Source organism: Luteibacter rhizovicinus DSM 16549 (assembly GCF_001887595.1).
GTDB lineage: Bacteria > Pseudomonadota > Gammaproteobacteria > Xanthomonadales > Rhodanobacteraceae > Luteibacter > Luteibacter rhizovicinus.
Window position 1 is genome coordinate 2473824 of record NZ_CP017480.1, and the last position, 17732, is coordinate 2491555.

The following is a 17732-nucleotide window of genomic DNA, read 5'->3' on the forward strand; positions in this document are numbered from 1 at the left end:
CCCCGCCTTCGCCGGCATAGCTCAGTTGGTAGAGCAACCGCCTTGTAAGCGGTAGGTCCCCAGTTCGAATCCGGGTGTCGGCACCAGCGAAATCAAAGGCCTGCCTTGTTGCGGGCCTTTTTTTTTGACCTCACACGCCGGATTGCCGTGCCGGACGTCATTCAATCGACCAACTTCCATGTTGCGGCGGTCGCGATCGACGACAGCGCAGCCACAAGCCAATAGACTGGCCCGCACGCATGCGCCGCCACGAAGGGACCTTCATGAAGCTCGTCCGATGGATGATCGCGATCGTTGTCGTTCTCATCGCAGCGCCCTTCGTCTTCCTCTACTTGATGCAGGATCGCCTCCTTTACCCGGGAGCCGAAGCCGTCGAAACCTTTGGTGACCTGACGGTCACCCGACCCGACGTGACGCTACGTGGCTGGGTACTCCATCCCGACGCCAGCGATGCTCTCATCGTGTTCGGCGGCAACGGCATGAGCCTGTCGGGCTTCGCGTCACGCCTGGGCCAATGTTCCGATCGCGCCATCTACCTGCTGCCTTATCGCGGGTATGAAGGGCAGGCGGGAAAGCCCCGTGAGCGCGACCTCGTCGACGATGGTGTCGCGCTCGTGGCCGAGGCGGCGAAGAAACACGCCAATGTCGCACTCGCGGGCATCAGCCTCGGCAGTGGCATCGCCATCCAGGTTGCCGCGGAAACCCATCCGCAGCGGTTGTTGCTCGTCACGCCGTACGACAGCATCGCCAACGTGGGAAGAGAGGCCTTCGGGATACCCCTGGACTGGTTGATCCGCGACCGCTACGACACGACGGTGACGGTGTCCCGTCTGGGTACCGTGCCTGTGTACGTGTTGCAGGCAAACAACGATCAGGTTATCGGCTCGGCGCGCACCGAGGCACTCGTCCGGTCGCTGCCGCAGCCACCGGTTCGCTGGGAGCATGTGGCGACCGGGCACAACAGCATGCTTCGTACGGAGGCGTTCTGCCAGGCGCTTCGCTTCTGACGATCCGCGCGCCCATTTCACGCCTGACGCAGTGCAGCGTGGGCGTCTTACAGGGGGGTGTAAACTTGCGGAATGAGTCCAACCACACGTTCCGTCGCCCTGATCGGCGTCCCCACCGATATCGGCGCAGGCCATCGCGGTAGCTCCATGGGTCCAGAAGCCTTGCGGGTCGCACGCCTGGGCGAGCGCCTGGCCAAGCGTGGCTTGCACGTCGTCGATCGCGGCAATGTGTCCGGCCCGCTCAATCCCTGGCTGCCGCCGACCGATGGTTACCGACACCTCGGCGAAGCCGTGGCATGGAACACGTCCGTCCATGAGGCCGTGTTCGCCGAATTGAGCGCCGGGAACCTGCCGATCATGCTTGGCGGCGACCACTGCCTGGCCATCGGCTCGATTTCCGCGGTATCGCGCCATTGTCGCGATACGGGCAAGAAGCTCCGCGTTATCTGGCTGGATGCCCACGCCGACTTCAACACCAGCCAGATCACACCCTCGGGAAACATCCACGGCATGCCCGTGGCCTGCCTGTGCGGATACGGTCCGGACGAGCTCACGCATATCGGCGGCACCGTGCCGGCGACGTCGCCGGACGTGTTCCGCCAGATCGGCATCCGCTCGGTGGACGAGGGCGAGAAGCGTTTCGTCCATGAGGTCGGCATCGACATCTACGACATGCGCTACATCGACGAAATCGGCCTGAAGGCCGCGATGGAAGAGGCACTGGCCGGCGTGGATGCAGACACCCATCTGCACGTGAGTTTCGATGTCGACTTCCTCGATCCGAGCATTGCGCCAGGCGTGGGTACCACGGTACGCGGCGGCCCAGGCTATCGCGAAGCCCAGCTGTGCATGGAGATGATCGCCGACACCGGTCGCGTCGGGTCGCTGGACATCGTCGAGCTGAATCCGGCGTTCGACAAGCGGAACCAGACGGCGAAGCTGGCGGTGGATCTTGTCGAGTCGTTGTTCGGGAAGTCGACGTTGATGCGGTGAGGCGAGCACCCCGTCGCCGCTGAAGCGGCTCCCACAGGTGAAGCGGCTCCCACGGGGGTCTGCTTCCCTCCGGGCTTGCTCCCATAAGGGGTCAAGCGGGCTAAACTCGAGGGGTTATCGTCTGCAGCCCTTAAGGTTCCCATGCACACCCGCGTCCTCACCGGTATCACCACCACTGGCACGCCGCATCTTGGCAACTACGTCGGCGCGGTCCGGCCGGCCGTCCTGGCCAGCAAGGATCCGAACGTCGACGCGTTCTACTTCATGGCCGACTACCACGCCCTGATCAAGAGCGACGACCCGGACCGCATCGAGGCATCCCGTTTCAAGATTGCCGCCACGTGGCTGGCGGCGGGTCTGGATCCGAATGCGTCCACGTTCTACCGGCAGTCGGATATCCCCGAGGTACCGGAGCTGATGTGGCTGCTGACCTGCGTGACGTCGAAGGGTCTGCTCAATCGCGCGCACGCCTATAAGGCAGCGGTGGATCGCAACGTCGAAGCGAACGAAGACGCGGACGCCGGCGTCACGGCGGGCCTGTACATGTATCCCGTGCTCATGGCAGCGGACATCCTCGCGTTCAACGCGAACAAGGTCCCGGTGGGTCGCGACCAGATCCAGCACATCGAGATGGCGCGCGATATCGCGCAGCGCTTCAACCACACCTTCGGGCGCGAGTTCTTCGTCATGCCCGAGGCGCATATCGAAGAACAAGTCGCCACCTTGCCAGGCCTCGACGGCCGCAAGATGTCCAAGAGCTACGACAACACCGTCCCCCTGTTCGAAGGCGGAGCCAAGGGCATGCGCGATGCGATCATGAAGATCGTGACCGATTCGCGTGCCCCCGGCGAACCGAAGGACACTGAGGATTCGGCGCTCTTCACCATCTTCAAGGCCTTCGCCACGCCAGCGGAAACCGCAGCGTTCGCGGACGCTCTGCGTGGCGGTATCGGTTGGGGTGAGGCCAAGCAGGTGTTGTTCGAACGTGTCGAAGCCGATGTGGCGCCGATGCGCGAACGCTACGAGGCCCTGCTGTCACGCCCGGACGATATGGAAGACATCCTGCTGGCCGGTGCGGCGAAGGCGCGCGCGATCGCCGGTCCCCTCGTGGAGACCTTGCGCGACGCCGTGGGTCTGCGTAGCGCGCGTCATCGCGGCGCGGCAGTCGCCGAGCCGGTGGTGACCAAGCCGGTGGCGAAGGCCAAGCCGCCACGTTTCGCCAGTTTCCGCGATGACGACGGCAGCTTCCGCTTCCGTCTGTTCGCGACCGATGGCGAAGAGTTGCTGCTGTCGAAATCCTTCGCCGACCCCAAGGCAGCTGGCGCACTTCGCCAGACACTGTCGACGGTGGGCGGCACCGCTGCGGTCATCGAATCGCAGGGCGATCACGTCGCCTTGCTGGTCGACGGCGAGGTGGTCGCCAATGGTGCGTCCTACCCGGACGAAGTAGCCCGCGCCGCGGCCGTACTTCGTCTCCGTACGGCGCTCGACGCACTCGCCGCCGCACAGGATTGACGATGCGCTATCTCGCCCTCATGTTGCTGGCGCCCTGGCTGATCGTGTTGGGCTGGGCCTATTGGCAGTACCCGAAGGCGTTGCTCAGAAATGCCACGCGGCGCGCGTTCGACGTGCTGGCCCTGATCGCGGCGATCGCCGCGGCCGTCCAGGCGGCGATAGCGTCCTTCGATGCCGTGGTGATTCCGGCGGCGGATCAGTTCGGCCCGAAGAGCGGCGCTATCTGGCAGCAGGTGGTACCCGCGCTTTGGGGCTACGGCGCCTTTGTCGCCGTCCTCGTCGTCGCCTTGATCGTCCGCCAGCTAGTCTGGAAGCACCGCGCGCCTAACCTGTAGGAGCCGATTTATCGGCGATTGTGGGAGCCGATTCATCGGCGATCCCGCGGCAGCGGGCCAGTTCAAGGCAAGCACCCAATCGCCGCTGAAGCGGCTCCCACAAAAAGCGATCAGCCACAAAAACGCGATCAGCCGCGGAAGCGCTTCGTGAGGCCCTTGAGGAAATTACGCAGGAACTGGTCGCCGCACAGGCGGAAGTTGCTGTGCTTGGGCTGACGGAAGAGGGCGTTGATCTCGCCACGGGTCACTTTGAACCCGGCCTCGCCCATGATCGAAAGGATGTCGTCCTCCTTCAGCTCGAAGGCGACGCGCAGCTTCTTCAGCACCACGTTGTTGTTGATGCGGCTTTCCACGGGGCGCGCCGGCTGGCTTTCGTCGCGACCACGACGCTGCAGGATCAGGCCGTCGAGGAAGTGGGCCATCGCCAGGTCGGGCATCTCGACGAAGCCCGGCTCGTCTTCCTTGAGCAACCAGGGATCGACGGATTCGCGGGTGGCTTCGAAGCCGGAAAGCTTGAGGATCTCGACCACATGGACCTCACCGAGGTCGAGCATGTAGCGGATGCTGCGTAGGGTGTCGTTGTTGAGCATGGACATAGGGTAGCACTGGGGCAGGAGCATCGCCGATGAATCGGCTCCCACAAAAGAGAAGCCCGGCTTGCGCCGGGCTTCGGAACCGCTTTCTTTGGGACCGCTCTCTGTGGGAGCCGCTTCAGCGGCGATTCCTTCGAGGCTTAGTTCGGCAGACCCAGATCGTCAATCATCGCCTTCAGGAAGCGAGCTGCCTCACCGCCCGTCGCAGCGCGGTGATCGAAGGTCAGCGACAGCGGCATGCGGCGGTGCACTTCGATACCGCCCATCACGGCAACCACGTCGTGGCTGAGCTTGCCGGCGCCGACGATGGCGACGGTCGGCGGGACAACCACCGGCGTGGCGTAGCGGCCAGCGAACATGCCGAAATTCGACAGGCTGATCGTGTAGCCGGAGAGCTCCGATGCCGCGATGCTGCGATCTTCGACGGAGGAACGCAGGCGCTTGATCGCGGCACGGATGCCGGCGCCGTCGAGCACGTCCGCATTGCGCAGGGCGGGCACGAACAGGCCGTCGTCCGTATCCACGGCAATGCCGATGTCCACGTGCGGGTGCAGCGTGCGCGTGAGGTCCTTGCCGTTGAACCAGGCGTTGAGCGCCGGCACGGCCTTGCAGGCGACCACGACCGCACGGATGAGGCGGGCGGTGATGTCCTGCTTGCCGATCCAGGCGTGCAGATCGGCGTCGTCGACGATGGACGTCGGGACGACCTGGGCGTGTGCATCGGCCATGACGCGCGCCATGTTGCGGCGGACGCCCTTGAGCTGCTCGGGCTGGCCCATCGCTTCCTTGCCCGGGGGCGAGGTGCGCACGGCCTTGCCGGCCAGCGACACCGGCGTACGCGACGGAGCGGGACCCGGCTCCGGCAGCGTGGGCGCGAGGTGCTGCGCGGCGGCCGGGCGTGCCGGGGCCGCACCCACGGCGGCGCTGCCGTTGGCGGACGCGTTCTTGACGTCCTGCATGGTGATGACACCACCGGCGCCGGTCGGCTGCACGCGGGCGAGGTCGATCTTCATCTTCTTGGCGAGGGCGCGCACGGCCGGCACGGCCTTGACGCCACCGGCGCTGGAGACCTGCTCGGTGTGCACGGCATTGCCGCTGATCATGGCGCCGACGACGGTGCCTTCGTCTTCGCGCTTGGCCGGTGCCACGCCGTCGGAGTCGATCTCGCCGCCGTCATCGGAAGCGATGACCTTGTGCGCATCGTCCGGTGCCTGGCTGCCGACGCCCTTTTTCGGGCCATGGTGGTGACCGGTGGATTCGGCTTCGGCACGCTGGCGCGCGTTCGGGTCGATCTCGAAGTCGGCCAGCGACGCACCGGTCTCGATGATGTCACCGACGGCGCCGTGCAGCTTCTTCACGGTGCCGGAGTACGGCGAGGGAACGTCGACGACGGCCTTCGCGGTTTCCATGGACACCAGCGGTGCGTCGAGCTTGATCGTGTCGCCTTCCTTGACGTGCCATTCGACGACGGTCGCGTCGGGAAGGCCTTCGCCGAGGTCCGGCAGGTAAAAGGTCTTGATGTCGGCCATTGCGATAGGTTCCTCAGGATGCCGCGAGCGTGCGCTCGGCGGCCTCGACGATGCGTTCGACGCTGGGCAGGTACTTCATTTCCAGGCGGAACAGCGGGATGTGGGTATCGAAACCGGTCACGCGCTGCACCGGTGCGAGCAGGCTGTACAGGCATTCCTCGGCCAGGCGCGCGGCGATTTCCGCGCCGAAACCGGCGGTCTTCGGCGCTTCGTGCACGATGACGCAGCGGCCGGTCTTGGTCACCGACTCGGCGATCGTGTCGAAGTCGAGCGGCGTGAGCGTGGCCACGTCGATCACCTCGGCACTGATGCCCTTGGTGGCGAGTTCGTCCGCGGCTTCGAGGCATTCCTTCACCTGCGCGCCCCAGGTCACCAGGGTCACGTCGGTGCCGTCGCGCAGCACGAAGCAGACGTCGAGCGGCAGGGCCTCACCGTCGTCGGGCACTTCTTCCTTGTACTGGCGATAGATGCGCTTGGGCTCGAAGAAGATCACCGGATCCGGATCGCGGATGGCGGCGAGCAGCAGGCCGTAGGCGCGCGCCGGCGACGACGGCATGACCACGCGCAGGCCCGGGATGTTGGTGAACAGGTGCTCGTTGGCTTCGGAGTGATGCTCCGGGGCACGGATGCCGCCGCCCCACGGGGCGCGCCAGACGGCCGGCACGGTCATGCGGCCGCGCGTACGGTTGCGCATGCGGGCGGCGTGGCAGGCGATGTGCTCCATCATCGGGTAGATGAAGCCTTCGAACTGGGCCTCGGCGACGGGCTTCATGCCCTGCACGGCCAGGCCGATGGTCAGGCCGGCGATGGTGGCTTCGTCCAGCGGCGTGTCGATGACGCGCATTTCGCCGAACTGTTCCTGCAGGCCCTGGGTGGCGCGGAACACGCCGCCGTTGACGCCGACGTCCTCACCGAGCACCACGACGCTGTCGTCGTTGCGCATCTCGTAGGCAAGCGCCTGGGTCACTGCTTCGATAAGAGTGATTTGTGCCATGGGAAGGGTTCCTTACGACGTGCGATCGAGGGAAGCGGCGAGCTCGCGCTGCGCTTCGAGGTCGGCCGGGAGTTCGGCGTACAGATAGTCGAACATCGCCGTTGCCGGCTGGTTCTTCGTCTCCAGATACGCATTGACCTCGTTGTCCATCCAGTCGTCGCACTCGGCCTTCCAGGCCTCTTCCTTCGCGTCGTCCCACTTGCCCTTGCCTTCGAGCCACTTGCGCAGGCGCGGAATGGGGTCGCGTTCCCAGGCGTCCTTCACTTCCTGCTCGCCGCGGTAGCGGCGGGCATCGTCGGCCGTGGTGTGGTCGCCGAGGCGGTAGGTCACCGCTTCGATCACGCTGGCGCCCTGGCCGGAGCGGGCGCGCTCGAGCGCGATCTCCATGGCGGCGCGCACGGCGATGATGTCGTTGCCGTCCACCTGGATGCAGGGCAGGCCGGCGGCGATGCCCTTCTGGGCGAGCGTGCCGGAGCCGCTCTGGATGCGACGCGGCACCGAGATCGCCCACTGGTTGTTCACGATCACGGCGACCATCGGCAGCTGCTGTGCGCCGGCCACATTGATTGCGCCGTAGAAGTCGCCCTTGGACGAACCACCGTCACCGATGGTGCAGACGGCTACGCGCGGTTCCTTGCGGATCTTGAAGGCGAGGGCGGAACCGGCGGCGTGCAGGCACTGCGTGCCGATCGGCACGCACCAGGCGAAGTCATGGGCGGGCGCGTCGGCGAAGTCGTTGCCGCGCTCGTCGCCACCCCAATAGGTGTAGACCTCGCGCGGCTTGACGCCGCGGTACAGCTGGGCGCCGTACTCGCGGTAGGACACGGCCAGCGAGTCTTCGCGGCGCATGGCGCTGCCGATGCCCACGTGCGCGGCTTCATGGCCGAGGCACGAGGCGTAGGTGCCGAGCTTGCCGGTGCGCTGCAGGGCGATCGACTTGGCGTCGAACACCCGCGTGGACACCATCAGCTTGTAGAGCTCGACCATGTGGTCGAGATCCTTGGCGAAGGCGGGGAGTTCCTTTCCGGTTTCCTTGCCGTCCTGGTCAAGGTATTGCAGGTATTCGATTTCGAACTTGGCGGCGATGGACACGACTCGCTCCCAGGGGAAGGGTTAGAAACGACACGCACGATGGGGGAAGCGGACGGGCCCATCCAGTGGGGCACGATCGACTTTCGGGTTGTTGCGAGCCGGACTAGATATCAGGGGTATTATGGCCCGGCAAGGCACGGCGCAGCATAGAACCGGTTGTCTCCAGTCCCGAAACCGCGCCACGGCGCCGTTTGCGCCGATCCACCCCTAATGTGAAATCGTCCATGGCCAACTCCCAGCGCGACCTCGAACCCGGTATCCGCACCGATCTCGACGGCCGTCTCACCTACGGCGAGTACCTCAGGCTGGACCAGGTACTGAGCGCGCAGGTACCCCGCAGCCAGCCCGCGCACCACGACGAGATGCTCTTCATCGTCCAGCACCAGACCTCCGAGCTGTGGCTGAAGCTGATGATCCACGAGCTGGACGCCGCGCTGGCCCACCTGCGGGCGGACGATGTGGACGGGACGCTGAAGATCCTGGCCCGGGTCAAGGCCATCCAGCGCCAGCTCTACGAGCAGTGGGGCGTGCTGGAAACCCTCACCCCGGCCGAATACCTGCAGTTCCGCGACGTGCTGGGCCCCTCGTCGGGCTTCCAGTCCCTGCAGTACCGCATGGTGGAGTTCCTGCTCGGCAACAAGCACGCCGACATGCTCCGCGTCTTCGAGCACGATCCGGTGGCTCACGCGCGCCTGAAGCTGGTCTTCGAAGCGCCCGGCCTCTATGACGAATTCCTGCGCTACCTGGCGCGCCGCGGCCACCCGGTGCCGGTGGACCTGCTGGAGCGCGACCTGACCCAGCCCTGGCGAAGCCAGCCCGCGCTGCTGCCCGTGTTCAAGCGAATCTACGAAGACACCGCCCACCACTGGCCTGAGTATCATCTCAGCGAAGAACTGGTCGACATCGAAGAGTCGTTCCAGCTCTGGCGCTTCCGCCACATGAAGACCGTGGAACGCATCATCGGCTTCCGGGCCGGCACCGGCGGTTCGTCCGGCGTGGCCTTCCTGCGCAAGGCGCTGGAGCAGAGTTTCTTCCCCGAACTGATCGAAGTACGCACCATCCTGGGAACGTAAATATTTGACGGGCGGCAGCCCGGACAGTTAAACACCCTGCACCAAGCGTCTTCACGCCCAAGGGAACTGCATGACTCCGACTGCCCCAGCCAACGCCAGGCCCGTGCCCGATTACCCGCAGACCCTCGGTCATCCGCGTCCCTTGTGGATGCTGTTCATGACCGAGTTCTGGGAGCGCTTTGCGTTCTACGGCATGCGCTGGGCGCTCACTCTGTACATCGTGGCCCAGTTCTTCCACGGCGATCAGGCGGGGCAGGGGTACGCCAGCCGCACCTACGGCTCGTACCTGGCGCTGGTCTACGCGTCAGCCATCTTCGGCGGCTACGTGGCCGACCGGGTGCTCGGCTACCAGCGATCGATCCTGGTCGGCGCGGCGGTCATGGGCACCGGCCTGTTCCTGGTCATGGTGCCCAGCCAGGATGTCTTCCTGATCGGCCTGGCGACGGTGATCGTCGGCAACGGCCTGTTCAAGCCGAACATTTCGTCGCTGGTGGGGCAGATCTACCCGGTGGGCGACGACCGTCGCGACCGTGGCTTCACGATCTTCTACATGGGTATCAACATGGGCGGCTTCCTCGCCCCGTTGGTGACCGGCTGGCTGGCTTCCGTGCTGACCGACACGCCGCTGCAGGACAACTACAAGGCCGTCTTCGCCGCGACCGGCTTCGGCATGGTGGTGTGTTTCATCTGGTTCCTGGTCGGCAAGCGTCAGCTGAAAGGCGTGGGCCTGCCGCCGCCGGAGCGCCACGAGGGCAAGAACCTCATCGGCGTGATCATCGGCATCATCGTGGCGATTCCGCTGGTTTACCTGCTGATGGCGAAAGCCGGCGCGATTTTCATCGCCTGGCTGCTGGGCGCGCTGTTCATCGGTGTGGCCGTGATGCTGGTGCTCGAGGCCGTGCGTCACGACCGCATCCAGATCCACCGCGTCATCGCCATGCTGCTGCTGTTTGCCTTCAACGTGCTGTTCTGGATGTTCTTCGAGCAGGCCGGCAGCTCGTTCAACTTCCTCGCGCAGAACATCGTCGATCGCGACATGTTCGGCGGTTGGGAGTTCCCGACCGGCTGGTTCCAGTCGGTGAATTCAGCGGCGATCCTGGTCTTCGCGCCGCTGGTGGCACTGGCCTGGGGCTGGTCGGCACGACACAAGCTGGAACCGTCGATCCCGCGCAAGTTCGGGCTTGGCCTGATCTTCAACGCGCTCGCCTTCCTGGTGCTGATGTACGCCCTGGCGAGTCTCGTCGGTGGCGACGGCCACATCCCGTTCTGGCCGCTCGCGGCCTGCTACGTGCTGCAGACCATCGGTGAGCTGTGCCTGTCGCCCATCGGTCTGTCCATGGTGACCAAGCTGGCGCCGATGCGCGTGGTCGGCCTCGCCATGGGTGGCTGGTTCCTCTCCACAGCCATCGGCAACAACCTCTCGGGCCTGCTTGCCGGCCACATCAGCGGCGAGACCGGCATGACCGTGGCCTCGGCACTGAGCGGCTTCACCTTCAGCTTCGAGCTGCTGGTGGGTGCGGGTATCGTGCTGTTCCTGATCGCGCCGCTGATCAACCGCCTCATGCACGGCGTCAAATAAGGCGCTTTCCGGCTGGAATGCCGCTCTGTGTGGGAGCCGATTTATCGGCGATAGGCCTCTCGGCATCTCCGCTCCGTCGGCTTTTCGCCGATGAATCGGCTCCCACATGTATCTCTAAAGCGCCAGCAGCTTGTCCAGGATGCTGTTCAGCTGCGCCTGCTCGCCCTCGTCGAGGCGGGCCAGCAAGTCGCGCTCGTGCGCCCGTGCCAGCGGTGCGACCTCGTCGTGAATCGCCCATCCGGCCTCGGACAGCTGCAGCACCGAGCGGCGCTTGTCGCCATCGTGGATGCCCCGGTCGACACGCCCGGCGTTGACCAGCCGGGCCACGGCGCGACTCACCGCCACCTTGTCCATGGCGCTCCGGTCCACCACTTCCCTTGCAGAGATCTCGGGAAACCGCGCCAGGATCGTCATGACACGCCATTCCGTCATGCTCAGTTCGAAGCGATCCTGGTATTCAGACGCGATCGACTGGCTCACCGTGTTCGAGAGGATGGACAGGCGATAGGGCAGGAAATGCTCGAGCTCCAACGGGGCATGGGCGGGAACGGTTTCTAGGGTCATGCTGCGCTGGTCCTTGCAAATGGTTACAAGTGAAACTATAACGTGGGGGTAGACGGCGCAAGCCGTGCCCCAAGCCAGGAGTATCGCCCATGAGCGCCCAGCCCAATATCGGTATGGAAGTCACCACCTTCGAAAACCCCCAGGGTGTCGATGGCTTCGAGTTCGTCGAGTTCGCCGCGCCGGACCCGGCCCTGCTGCATACACTGTTCCCCAAGCTCGGCTTCACGGCCGTAGCGAAGCACAAAACGAAGAAGATCACCCTGTATCGCCAGGGCGAGTGCAACTTCCTGGTCAACGAAGAGCCGAACTCGTTCGCGTCGGACTTCGCCGCCGAGCATGGCCCGAGCGCTTGTGGCTTCGCCATCCGCTTCAACCGCCCGGCGACGGACGTGCAGGCCACCGCGCTGTCCAACGGCGCGGAGAAGGTCGAGCACAAGGCCGATACGCTCGCCCTCGGTGTGCCGACCATCCAGGGCATCGGCGGTTGCGCGCTGTACCTGATCGACACCTACGGCGCCAAGGGCGACGTGTTCGACAGCGAGTTCGAGTGGATCCCGGGCGTCGACCGTCACCCCAAGGGCTTCGGTCTGACCTTCATCGACCACCTGACGCACAACCTGCACTTCGGCAACATGCAGAAGTGGTCGGATTACTACGAGCGCCTGTTCAACTTCCGCGAGATTCGCTATTTCGACATCAAGGGCGCGAAGACCGGCCTGGTGTCCAAGGCGATGACCGCACCGGACGGCATGGTCCGCATCCCGCTCAACGAATCGGCGGACGAGAAGTCGCAGATCAACGAGTACATCCGCGAGTACAACGGCGAAGGCATCCAGCACATCGCGCTGTTCACCGACGATATCTATGCGTCGGTCGAAGCCATGCGCGCCCAGGACGTGGCCTTCCTGGAAACACCGGATACGTATTACGAAGTGATCGACATCCGCGTGCCGGATCATGGCGAGGACATCCCCCGCCTGCAGAAGAACAAGCTGCTGATCGACGCCGACGACGAAACCAAGAAGAAGTTGTTGCTGCAGATCTTCACCCAGAACAACATCGGTCCGATCTTCTTCGAGATCATCCAGCGCAAGGGCAACGAAGGCTTCGGCAACGGCAACTTCAAGGCGCTGTTCGAATCCATCGAGCGCGACCAGATGCGCCGCGGCGTGCTCTAAGCGCGCGAAGCCTTCGCGAAAGCTAGACTAAGCGCGGCGCGGTCCCGAGACGGACCGCGCCGCGATGCGTTCATCCCAAGGATCCCCACGATGAGCCACACCGACGATACGCGCGGTTACCAGACCGGCTTCGGCAATGAGTTCGCCACCGAAGCCGTGGCCGGCGCCTTGCCCACTGGCCAGAATTCGCCCCAGCGGGTGGAGCATGGCCTCTACGCCGAACAGCTTTCCGGCAGCGCGTTCACCGCGCCGCGTCATCGCAACCGGCGTAGCTGGCTGTATCGCATGCGCCCGGCCGCGCAGCACTCGCCGTTTACCGAGCTGTCGCACGCCACGTTCCACAATCGCTTCAACGAAGCGCCTGCCACGCCGAATCAGATGCGTTGGGATCCGCTACCGATGCCGTCGCAGCCGACGGACTTCGTCGACGGCCTGGTGACGCTCGGTGGTAACGGCGGTGCGGAAGAGCAGGCCGGTGTCGGCGTGCACCTCTACTGCGCCAACCGATCCATGCAGGGCCGCTACTTCTACAACGCCGATGGCGAGTTGTTGATCGTCCCGCAGCAGGGTCGCCTGCGTATCCGCACCGAGCTGGGCGTGGTCGAGGTGGAACCGCTTGAGATCGCCGTGGTTCCCCGCGGCGTACGCTTTTTGGTCGAACTGCCCGATGGCGAGGCGCGCGGTTACGTCGCCGAGAATTTCGGTGCCCCGCTGCACCTGCCGGACCTCGGTCCGATCGGTGCCAATGGCTTGGCGCATCCGCGCGACTTCCTTACGCCAGTGGCCGCTTACGAAGACCTCGAAGGCGACTTCGCACTCGTCGCCAAGTTCCAGGGCGCGTTGTGGTCGGCCCGCATCGACCACTCCCCGCTGGACGTGGTGGCATGGCACGGCAATTACGCGCCGTACAAGTACGACCTGCGCCGCTTCAATACCATCGGCTCGATCGCCGTGGATCATCCGGATCCGTCGATCTTCACCGTGCTCACCTCGGCCAGCGACACGCCGGGTACGGCGAACATGGATTTCGCGATCTTCCCGCCGCGCTGGCTGGTCGCCGAGCACACGTTCCGGCCGCCGTACTTCCATCGCAACGTGGCCAGCGAGTTCATGGGCCTGATCGATGGTGCCTACGATGCGAAGCAGGGCGGTTTCGTCCCCGGTGGCTCGAGCCTGCACAACTGCATGAGCGGCCACGGCCCCGACGCGGCCAGTTTCGAGAAAGCCTCGAATGCCGACGTTTCGCGTCCCGACCATATCGTGGGCACCATGGCCTTCATGTTCGAGACGCGCAAGGTCATTCGCCCGACCCGGCAGGCGCTCGACTCGCCGTCGTTGCAGGGTAACTATTACGAATGCTGGCGCGGGCTGAAGAAACACTTCACGCCGCCGTCGGCCTGATCGAGAGGAAACGCATGAAACTCGCTTCGCTTAAGGAAGGCGGCCGCGACGGCACGCTCATCGTCGTCAGCCGCGACTTCGCTCGCGCCGTGAAGGCTACCGGCATTGCGCCGACCCTGCAGGCTGCACTGGACGAATGGAGCACGATCGCGCCGCGGCTCAATGCGCTGTCGGAAGACCTCAACGAGGGCCGCGCGCAGGATGCGTTCGACCTCGACATGACGAAGCTCGCCGCACCGCTGCCGCGTGCCTACGAATTCGTCGACGGTAGCGCCTACCTGCCGCACGTTGAGCGCGTGCGTCGCGCGCGTGGCGCTGAAGTGCCCAAATCGTTCTACACCGATCCGCTGATGTACCAGGCGACCAGTGCCGGTTTTCTCGGTCCGCGCGATCCGGTCCTCGTGTCGAGCGAAGAGTTCGGCATCGATCTCGAGGCCGAAGTGCTCGTCATCACCGACGACGTGCCGATGGGTGTGACGCCGGCACAGGCCGCATCGCACATTCAGCTGGTTGGCCTGGTGAACGACGTCTCGCTGCGTGGCCTGATCCCCGGCGAACTTGCCAAGGGCTTCGGTTTTCTGCAGTCGAAGCCGCGTTCGGCGCTGTCGCCGGTCTTCGTTACGCCCGACGAGCTTGGCGAGGCGTGGATCGACGACAAGCTGCACCTGCCGATGCGCACGTGGATCAACGGCACCTGGTTCGGCGAGGCTGAGTGCGGCGTCGACATGCAGTTCGACTTCTCGCAGCTGGTGGCACACGTGGCGAAGACCCGGCCGCTGACCGCGGGCACCCTGGTCGGCTCGGGCACCATCGCCAACGAGGACACGGGCAAGGGAGCCTCCTGCCTGGCCGAGCAGCGCACGGTGGAAACCCTGCGCGACGGCAAGCCGACCACGCCGTTTCTGTCGTTCGGCAATACGGTAAAGATCGATGTGACCGACGCTACCGGTGCCTCCATCTTCGGCGCGATCGAACAGTCCATCCAGAAAGCCTGAGAGCTACGAAGTCGCGAAATAAGAAGGGTCCGCACGTTCTCGTGCGGGCCCTTTCTTGTTACACGGCTCAGATCGCTAGGGACGCCTACATAAGGCCAAGAAGATGCCTACATTCACCGCGGGCTCGACCGATTAGCGTGTTTCGATCGCCTGCAGGATCAACGAATGAAAGCGCTATGGTCGATTGTCGGGTTTTCTGTGGCCGCCGTGATTGTCGGACTCGGTGGGCCGGTCCGGTCGGAGGGCGGCAGGACCGATGCAGCCATCGCAGCGGCTGTCGCGGGGACGACGACGCGAGTCGACATCGAGCGTCAGGCCTCCCTCGTTCGCGCCCTCTCGACTCTCCCGGAGAAGGAGAGGGCTGCGACGGGGAAAAATCGCGGAGCTCGTTGCTACTACAACTGCCCGCCTCCCATCGGCAGCGTGACCGCCTCACCCCAGGTCGTCAGTATGCCGCCGGGCGCTCTTGGCTCGGTGACTATCCACTGGCGGTGGGACCAGTCTGCCACCGAGGCAGTCACCCAGCACAGCTGCCTTTGGGTGAGTAAGGGCGACGAGAGCGAGGCGCATCTCGTGAAGTGCAAGGGTCCAGGCCTTACGTACGCGACCACGGTAGGCTGGATTGGCTCGGGCAACTATATCTTTCGTGTCGCCCCCGGCAATCCGAAGGGACCTTTTAGCAAACCAGTCGCTGGCCTGTTCCAGCTGGCCCAGACCATCGTGGTTGGCGCTGCATTGTAGGAGCCGATTCATCGGCGATGGGTGCTTGCGACACCCTGGCCTGCTGCGCGGGATCGCCGATGAATCGGCTCCTACAAAAGAAAAAGGCCCGCATGTGCGGGCCTTTCGATGTCACGCCAAAGAGATTATTTGGCGTTCATCAGCGCCTTGGTCATGTCGAGCATGCGGTTCGAGAAGCCCCACTCGTTGTCGTACCACGAGAGGACCTTGACCAGCGTGCCTTCCATGACGCGCGTCTGCGTCGAGTCGTAGATCGACGAGTGCGGGTTGTGGTTGAAGTCGATCGACACCAGCGGCTGCGTGTTCACGGCCAGGATGCCCTTCATCGAGCCATTGGCGGCCTCGTTGATCACGGCATCGATCTCTTCCTTCGTCGTCGCGCGAGCGGCGGTGAAGACGAGGTCGACCACGGACACGTTGATCGTCGGAACGCGCATGGCGAAACCGTCGAGCTTGCCGTTGAGTTCCGGCAGCACCAGGCCGACCGCGGCAGCGGCGCCGGTCTTGGTCGGGATCTGGCTGTGCGTGGCGCTACGGGCGCGGCGCAGGTCCGAGTGGTAGACGTCGGTCAGGACCTGGTCGTTCGTGTAGGCATGGATGGTGGTCATCAGGCCGTGCACGATGCCGATCTTCTCGTGCAGTACCTTGGCCAGCGGAGCCAGGCAGTTGGTGGTGCACGAGGCGTTGGAGATGACTTCGAGCTTCGAGGTCAGCTTGTCGTCGTTGACGCCCATGACGAAGGTGCCGTCCACGTCCTTGTCGCCCGGCGCGGAGATGATCACCTTCTTGGCGCCACCGGCGATGTGCGCGCTGGCCTTGGCCTTGGAGGTGAAGAAGCCGGTGGATTCCAGCACGACGTCGACGTTGTGCTCACCCCAGGGCAGCTTGGACGGATCGCGCTCGGCGAAGACCTTGATGCGGTCGCCGTTGACGATCAGGTCGCCGCCGTCAACCGACACCTCGCCCGGGAAACGACCGTGGGCCGTGTCGTACTGGGTCAGGTGGGCATTGGTGTTGGCATCGCCGAGATCGTTGATCGCGACGATCTGGATGTCCTGGCCATTTTTCTTGGCTTCATAGAGCGAGCGCAGGATGTTGCGACCGATGCGACCGTAACCGTTGATGGCGACCTTGATGGTCATAGGGCAAGCCTCCGGATGGGATGTGCTGACTAAGTAGGGGCAGGTGGCGTAAACGTCCATGGTAACGGAAGGTCGCAGGGGGCGGCTTGCTGCATCGCGGCGATCTGTCATCCGGGTCTCAGTCCGGCTGTGGCACACTTGGCCGTTCGCCCGTCCGGAAACGTTTACAGCTCCATGAAAACGACTCATAAGCGCGCGCTAGCCGCCTTCCTGGTCCTTACCGTCCCCGCCTTCGCGACCAGCGTCCAGGCCTGGGGTGACATCGGCCACCGTATCGTCGCCGAACTGGCCTGGCGCCAGCTCGACCCCTCGGCCAAGGCCGAAGTCGAACGCCTGCTCAAGGCCGACGGCTCCGATTCCCTGGCCGATGTGGCCAGCTGGCCCGACCACCTCCGGGACGATCCGACCCAGAAAGACCTGGGCAAGGCCACCGCCAAGCTGCACTACATGGACTTCCTCGACGGCAAGTGCGTCTACGTGCCCCCGGTGGACTGCAAGGATGGCGAGTGCGTCGTCGGTGGCCTGGAGAAGTACGTCGCCATCCTGGGTGACCGCCACAAGTCCGAGGCCGAACGGGCCCAGGCGCTGAAATTCGTCGTCCATTTCGTCGGTGACGTGCACCAGCCGCTTCATGCCGGCAACCGCGACGACAAGGGCGGCAACGATTACCAGGTCCAGTTCGACGGCAAGGGCTCCAACCTGCACAAGGTCTGGGACTCCGGCATGCTCTACACCCGCGACCTGAAGTGGCCGGCCTACGCCGACCGCCTCGCGGCCGAGGGCGCGGTGAAACTGCCCAAGCCCATCCCGCCGCTGGATAACCCGTACGCCCAGTGGGCGGAGGAATCCTGCTCGATCGTCGCCGCGAACGGGTTCTACCCGGACGGCCACACGGTCGACGACGCCTATGTCGCCAAATACCTTCCGGTTGCCGAGACCCGCCTGCGCCTTGCAGGCAAGCGTCTGGCCGACCTGCTCAACCACACGCTGGACTAACAACA

Annotated in this window: 17 protein-coding genes and 1 tRNA gene; 12 read left to right on the forward strand and 6 right to left on the reverse strand. The window is 64.7% G+C overall.

The window, feature by feature from the left end; genetic code table 11:
- Positions 1-10 precede the first annotated feature (10 nt).
- The 5 genes from BJI69_RS11180 to BJI69_RS11200 all read left to right on the forward strand — a co-directional run bounded on the left by BJI69_RS11180 (position 11) and on the right by BJI69_RS11200 (position 3850).
- A tRNA-Thr gene (locus tag BJI69_RS11180) sits at positions 11-86 on the forward strand.
- A 177-nt stretch (positions 87-263) separates the two neighbouring features.
- Positions 264-1007, forward strand: a complete 744-nt coding sequence (locus tag BJI69_RS11185; RefSeq protein ID WP_046969647.1) for an alpha/beta hydrolase — start codon at positions 264-266, stop codon at positions 1005-1007.
- Positions 1008-1079: 72 nt separating this feature from the next.
- Positions 1080-2000 carry an arginase gene (rocF, locus tag BJI69_RS11190; RefSeq protein WP_046969648.1) on the forward strand — a complete coding sequence of 307 codons (921 nt, stop codon included), beginning with the start codon at positions 1080-1082 and terminating at the stop codon, positions 1998-2000.
- Between the two features lie 141 nt (positions 2001-2141).
- Positions 2142-3515, forward strand: a complete 1374-nt coding sequence (locus BJI69_RS11195; protein ID WP_046969649.1) for a tryptophan--tRNA ligase — start codon at positions 2142-2144, stop codon at positions 3513-3515.
- A gap of 2 nt (positions 3516-3517) precedes the next feature.
- The gene (locus BJI69_RS11200; protein ID WP_046969650.1) at positions 3518-3850 is read left to right on the forward strand and encodes a hypothetical protein; all 333 of its coding nucleotides are present in this window, start codon (positions 3518-3520) and stop codon (positions 3848-3850) included.
- 128 nt (positions 3851-3978) lie between these two features.
- Here the strand turns inward: BJI69_RS11200 and BJI69_RS11205 are convergent, their stop codons facing one another.
- The 4 genes from BJI69_RS11205 to pdhA form a co-directional block, all read right to left on the reverse strand.
- Positions 3979-4440 carry a YehS family protein gene (locus BJI69_RS11205; RefSeq protein WP_046969653.1) on the reverse strand — a complete coding sequence of 154 codons (462 nt, stop codon included), beginning with the start codon at positions 4438-4440 and terminating at the stop codon, positions 3979-3981.
- 143 nt (positions 4441-4583) lie between these two features.
- Entirely contained in the window at positions 4584-5972 is a 1389-nt protein-coding gene (locus BJI69_RS11210; RefSeq protein WP_071924937.1) for a dihydrolipoamide acetyltransferase family protein, read from the reverse strand.
- A 13-nt stretch (positions 5973-5985) separates the two neighbouring features.
- Entirely contained in the window at positions 5986-6966 is a 981-nt protein-coding gene (locus BJI69_RS11215; protein WP_046968568.1) for an alpha-ketoacid dehydrogenase subunit beta, read from the reverse strand.
- Between the two features lie 12 nt (positions 6967-6978).
- On the reverse strand, positions 6979-8058 hold the full coding sequence (pdhA, locus tag BJI69_RS11220) for a pyruvate dehydrogenase (acetyl-transferring) E1 component subunit alpha (protein WP_046968567.1): 1080 nt from the start codon (positions 8056-8058) through the stop codon (positions 6979-6981).
- A 224-nt stretch (positions 8059-8282) separates the two neighbouring features.
- On the opposite strand from pdhA, the gene BJI69_RS11225 reads away from it, so the two are divergent.
- On the forward strand, positions 8283-9131 hold the full coding sequence (locus BJI69_RS11225) for a tryptophan 2,3-dioxygenase (protein WP_046968566.1): 849 nt from the start codon (positions 8283-8285) through the stop codon (positions 9129-9131).
- Between the two features lie 70 nt (positions 9132-9201).
- Positions 9202-10710 (forward strand): peptide MFS transporter, encoded by a 1509-nt coding sequence (locus BJI69_RS11230; protein ID WP_046968565.1) that lies wholly within the window; start codon positions 9202-9204, stop codon positions 10708-10710.
- 114 nt (positions 10711-10824) lie between these two features.
- On the opposite strand, the gene BJI69_RS11235 is transcribed toward BJI69_RS11230, so the two are convergent.
- Entirely contained in the window at positions 10825-11274 is a 450-nt protein-coding gene (locus BJI69_RS11235; RefSeq protein WP_046968564.1) for a MarR family winged helix-turn-helix transcriptional regulator, read from the reverse strand.
- Between the two features lie 89 nt (positions 11275-11363).
- Between BJI69_RS11235 and hppD the strand changes: the two genes are divergently transcribed.
- The 4 genes from hppD (at position 11364) to BJI69_RS22290 (ending at position 15589) form a co-directional block, all read left to right on the forward strand.
- Positions 11364-12452: a 4-hydroxyphenylpyruvate dioxygenase gene (gene hppD, locus BJI69_RS11240; protein ID WP_046968563.1), complete on the forward strand. Its 1089-nt coding sequence runs from the start codon at positions 11364-11366 to the stop codon at positions 12450-12452.
- A 90-nt stretch (positions 12453-12542) separates the two neighbouring features.
- Positions 12543-13853: a homogentisate 1,2-dioxygenase gene (gene hmgA, locus BJI69_RS11245; RefSeq protein ID WP_046968562.1), complete on the forward strand. Its 1311-nt coding sequence runs from the start codon at positions 12543-12545 to the stop codon at positions 13851-13853.
- A 14-nt stretch (positions 13854-13867) separates the two neighbouring features.
- The gene (locus BJI69_RS11250) at positions 13868-14848 is read left to right on the forward strand and encodes a fumarylacetoacetate hydrolase family protein (protein ID WP_046968578.1); all 981 of its coding nucleotides are present in this window, start codon (positions 13868-13870) and stop codon (positions 14846-14848) included.
- A gap of 423 nt (positions 14849-15271) precedes the next feature.
- Positions 15272-15589, forward strand: coding sequence for a hypothetical protein (locus tag BJI69_RS22290; protein WP_125903034.1), 318 nt, complete (start codon positions 15272-15274; stop codon positions 15587-15589).
- A 125-nt stretch (positions 15590-15714) separates the two neighbouring features.
- Here the strand turns inward: BJI69_RS22290 and gap are convergent, their stop codons facing one another.
- The gene (gap, locus tag BJI69_RS11260) at positions 15715-16731 is read right to left on the reverse strand and encodes a type I glyceraldehyde-3-phosphate dehydrogenase (RefSeq protein ID WP_046968560.1); all 1017 of its coding nucleotides are present in this window, start codon (positions 16729-16731) and stop codon (positions 15715-15717) included.
- 174 nt (positions 16732-16905) lie between these two features.
- Here gap and BJI69_RS11265 point away from each other — a divergent pair, with 174 nt between their 5' ends.
- Positions 16906-17727: a S1/P1 nuclease gene (locus tag BJI69_RS11265; protein WP_046968559.1), complete on the forward strand. Its 822-nt coding sequence runs from the start codon at positions 16906-16908 to the stop codon at positions 17725-17727.
- Positions 17728-17732: the final 5 nt, after the last annotated feature.

Coding starts and splice junctions, on each gene's coding strand:
- BJI69_RS11185 (WP_046969647.1), top strand. CDS start 264: ATGAAGCTCGTCCGATGGATGATCGCGATCGTTGTCGTTCTCATCGCA.
- rocF (WP_046969648.1), top strand. CDS start 1,080: ATGAGTCCAACCACACGTTCCGTCGCCCTGATCGGCGTCCCCACCGAT.
- BJI69_RS11195 (WP_046969649.1), top strand. CDS start 2,142: ATGCACACCCGCGTCCTCACCGGTATCACCACCACTGGCACGCCGCAT.
- BJI69_RS11200 (WP_046969650.1), top strand. CDS start 3,518: ATGCGCTATCTCGCCCTCATGTTGCTGGCGCCCTGGCTGATCGTGTTG.
- BJI69_RS11205 (WP_046969653.1), bottom strand. CDS start 4,440: ATGCTCAACAACGACACCCTACGCAGCATCCGCTACATGCTCGACCTC.
- BJI69_RS11210 (WP_071924937.1), bottom strand. CDS start 5,972: ATGGCCGACATCAAGACCTTTTACCTGCCGGACCTCGGCGAAGGCCTT.
- BJI69_RS11215 (WP_046968568.1), bottom strand. CDS start 6,966: ATGGCACAAATCACTCTTATCGAAGCAGTGACCCAGGCGCTTGCCTAC.
- BJI69_RS11225 (WP_046968566.1), top strand. CDS start 8,283: ATGGCCAACTCCCAGCGCGACCTCGAACCCGGTATCCGCACCGATCTC.
- BJI69_RS11230 (WP_046968565.1), top strand. CDS start 9,202: ATGACTCCGACTGCCCCAGCCAACGCCAGGCCCGTGCCCGATTACCCG.
- BJI69_RS11235 (WP_046968564.1), bottom strand. CDS start 11,274: ATGACCCTAGAAACCGTTCCCGCCCATGCCCCGTTGGAGCTCGAGCAT.
- hppD (WP_046968563.1), top strand. CDS start 11,364: ATGAGCGCCCAGCCCAATATCGGTATGGAAGTCACCACCTTCGAAAAC.
- hmgA (WP_046968562.1), top strand. CDS start 12,543: ATGAGCCACACCGACGATACGCGCGGTTACCAGACCGGCTTCGGCAAT.
- BJI69_RS11250 (WP_046968578.1), top strand. CDS start 13,868: ATGAAACTCGCTTCGCTTAAGGAAGGCGGCCGCGACGGCACGCTCATC.
- gap (WP_046968560.1), bottom strand. CDS start 16,731: ATGACCATCAAGGTCGCCATCAACGGTTACGGTCGCATCGGTCGCAAC.
- BJI69_RS11265 (WP_046968559.1), top strand. CDS start 16,906: ATGAAAACGACTCATAAGCGCGCGCTAGCCGCCTTCCTGGTCCTTACC.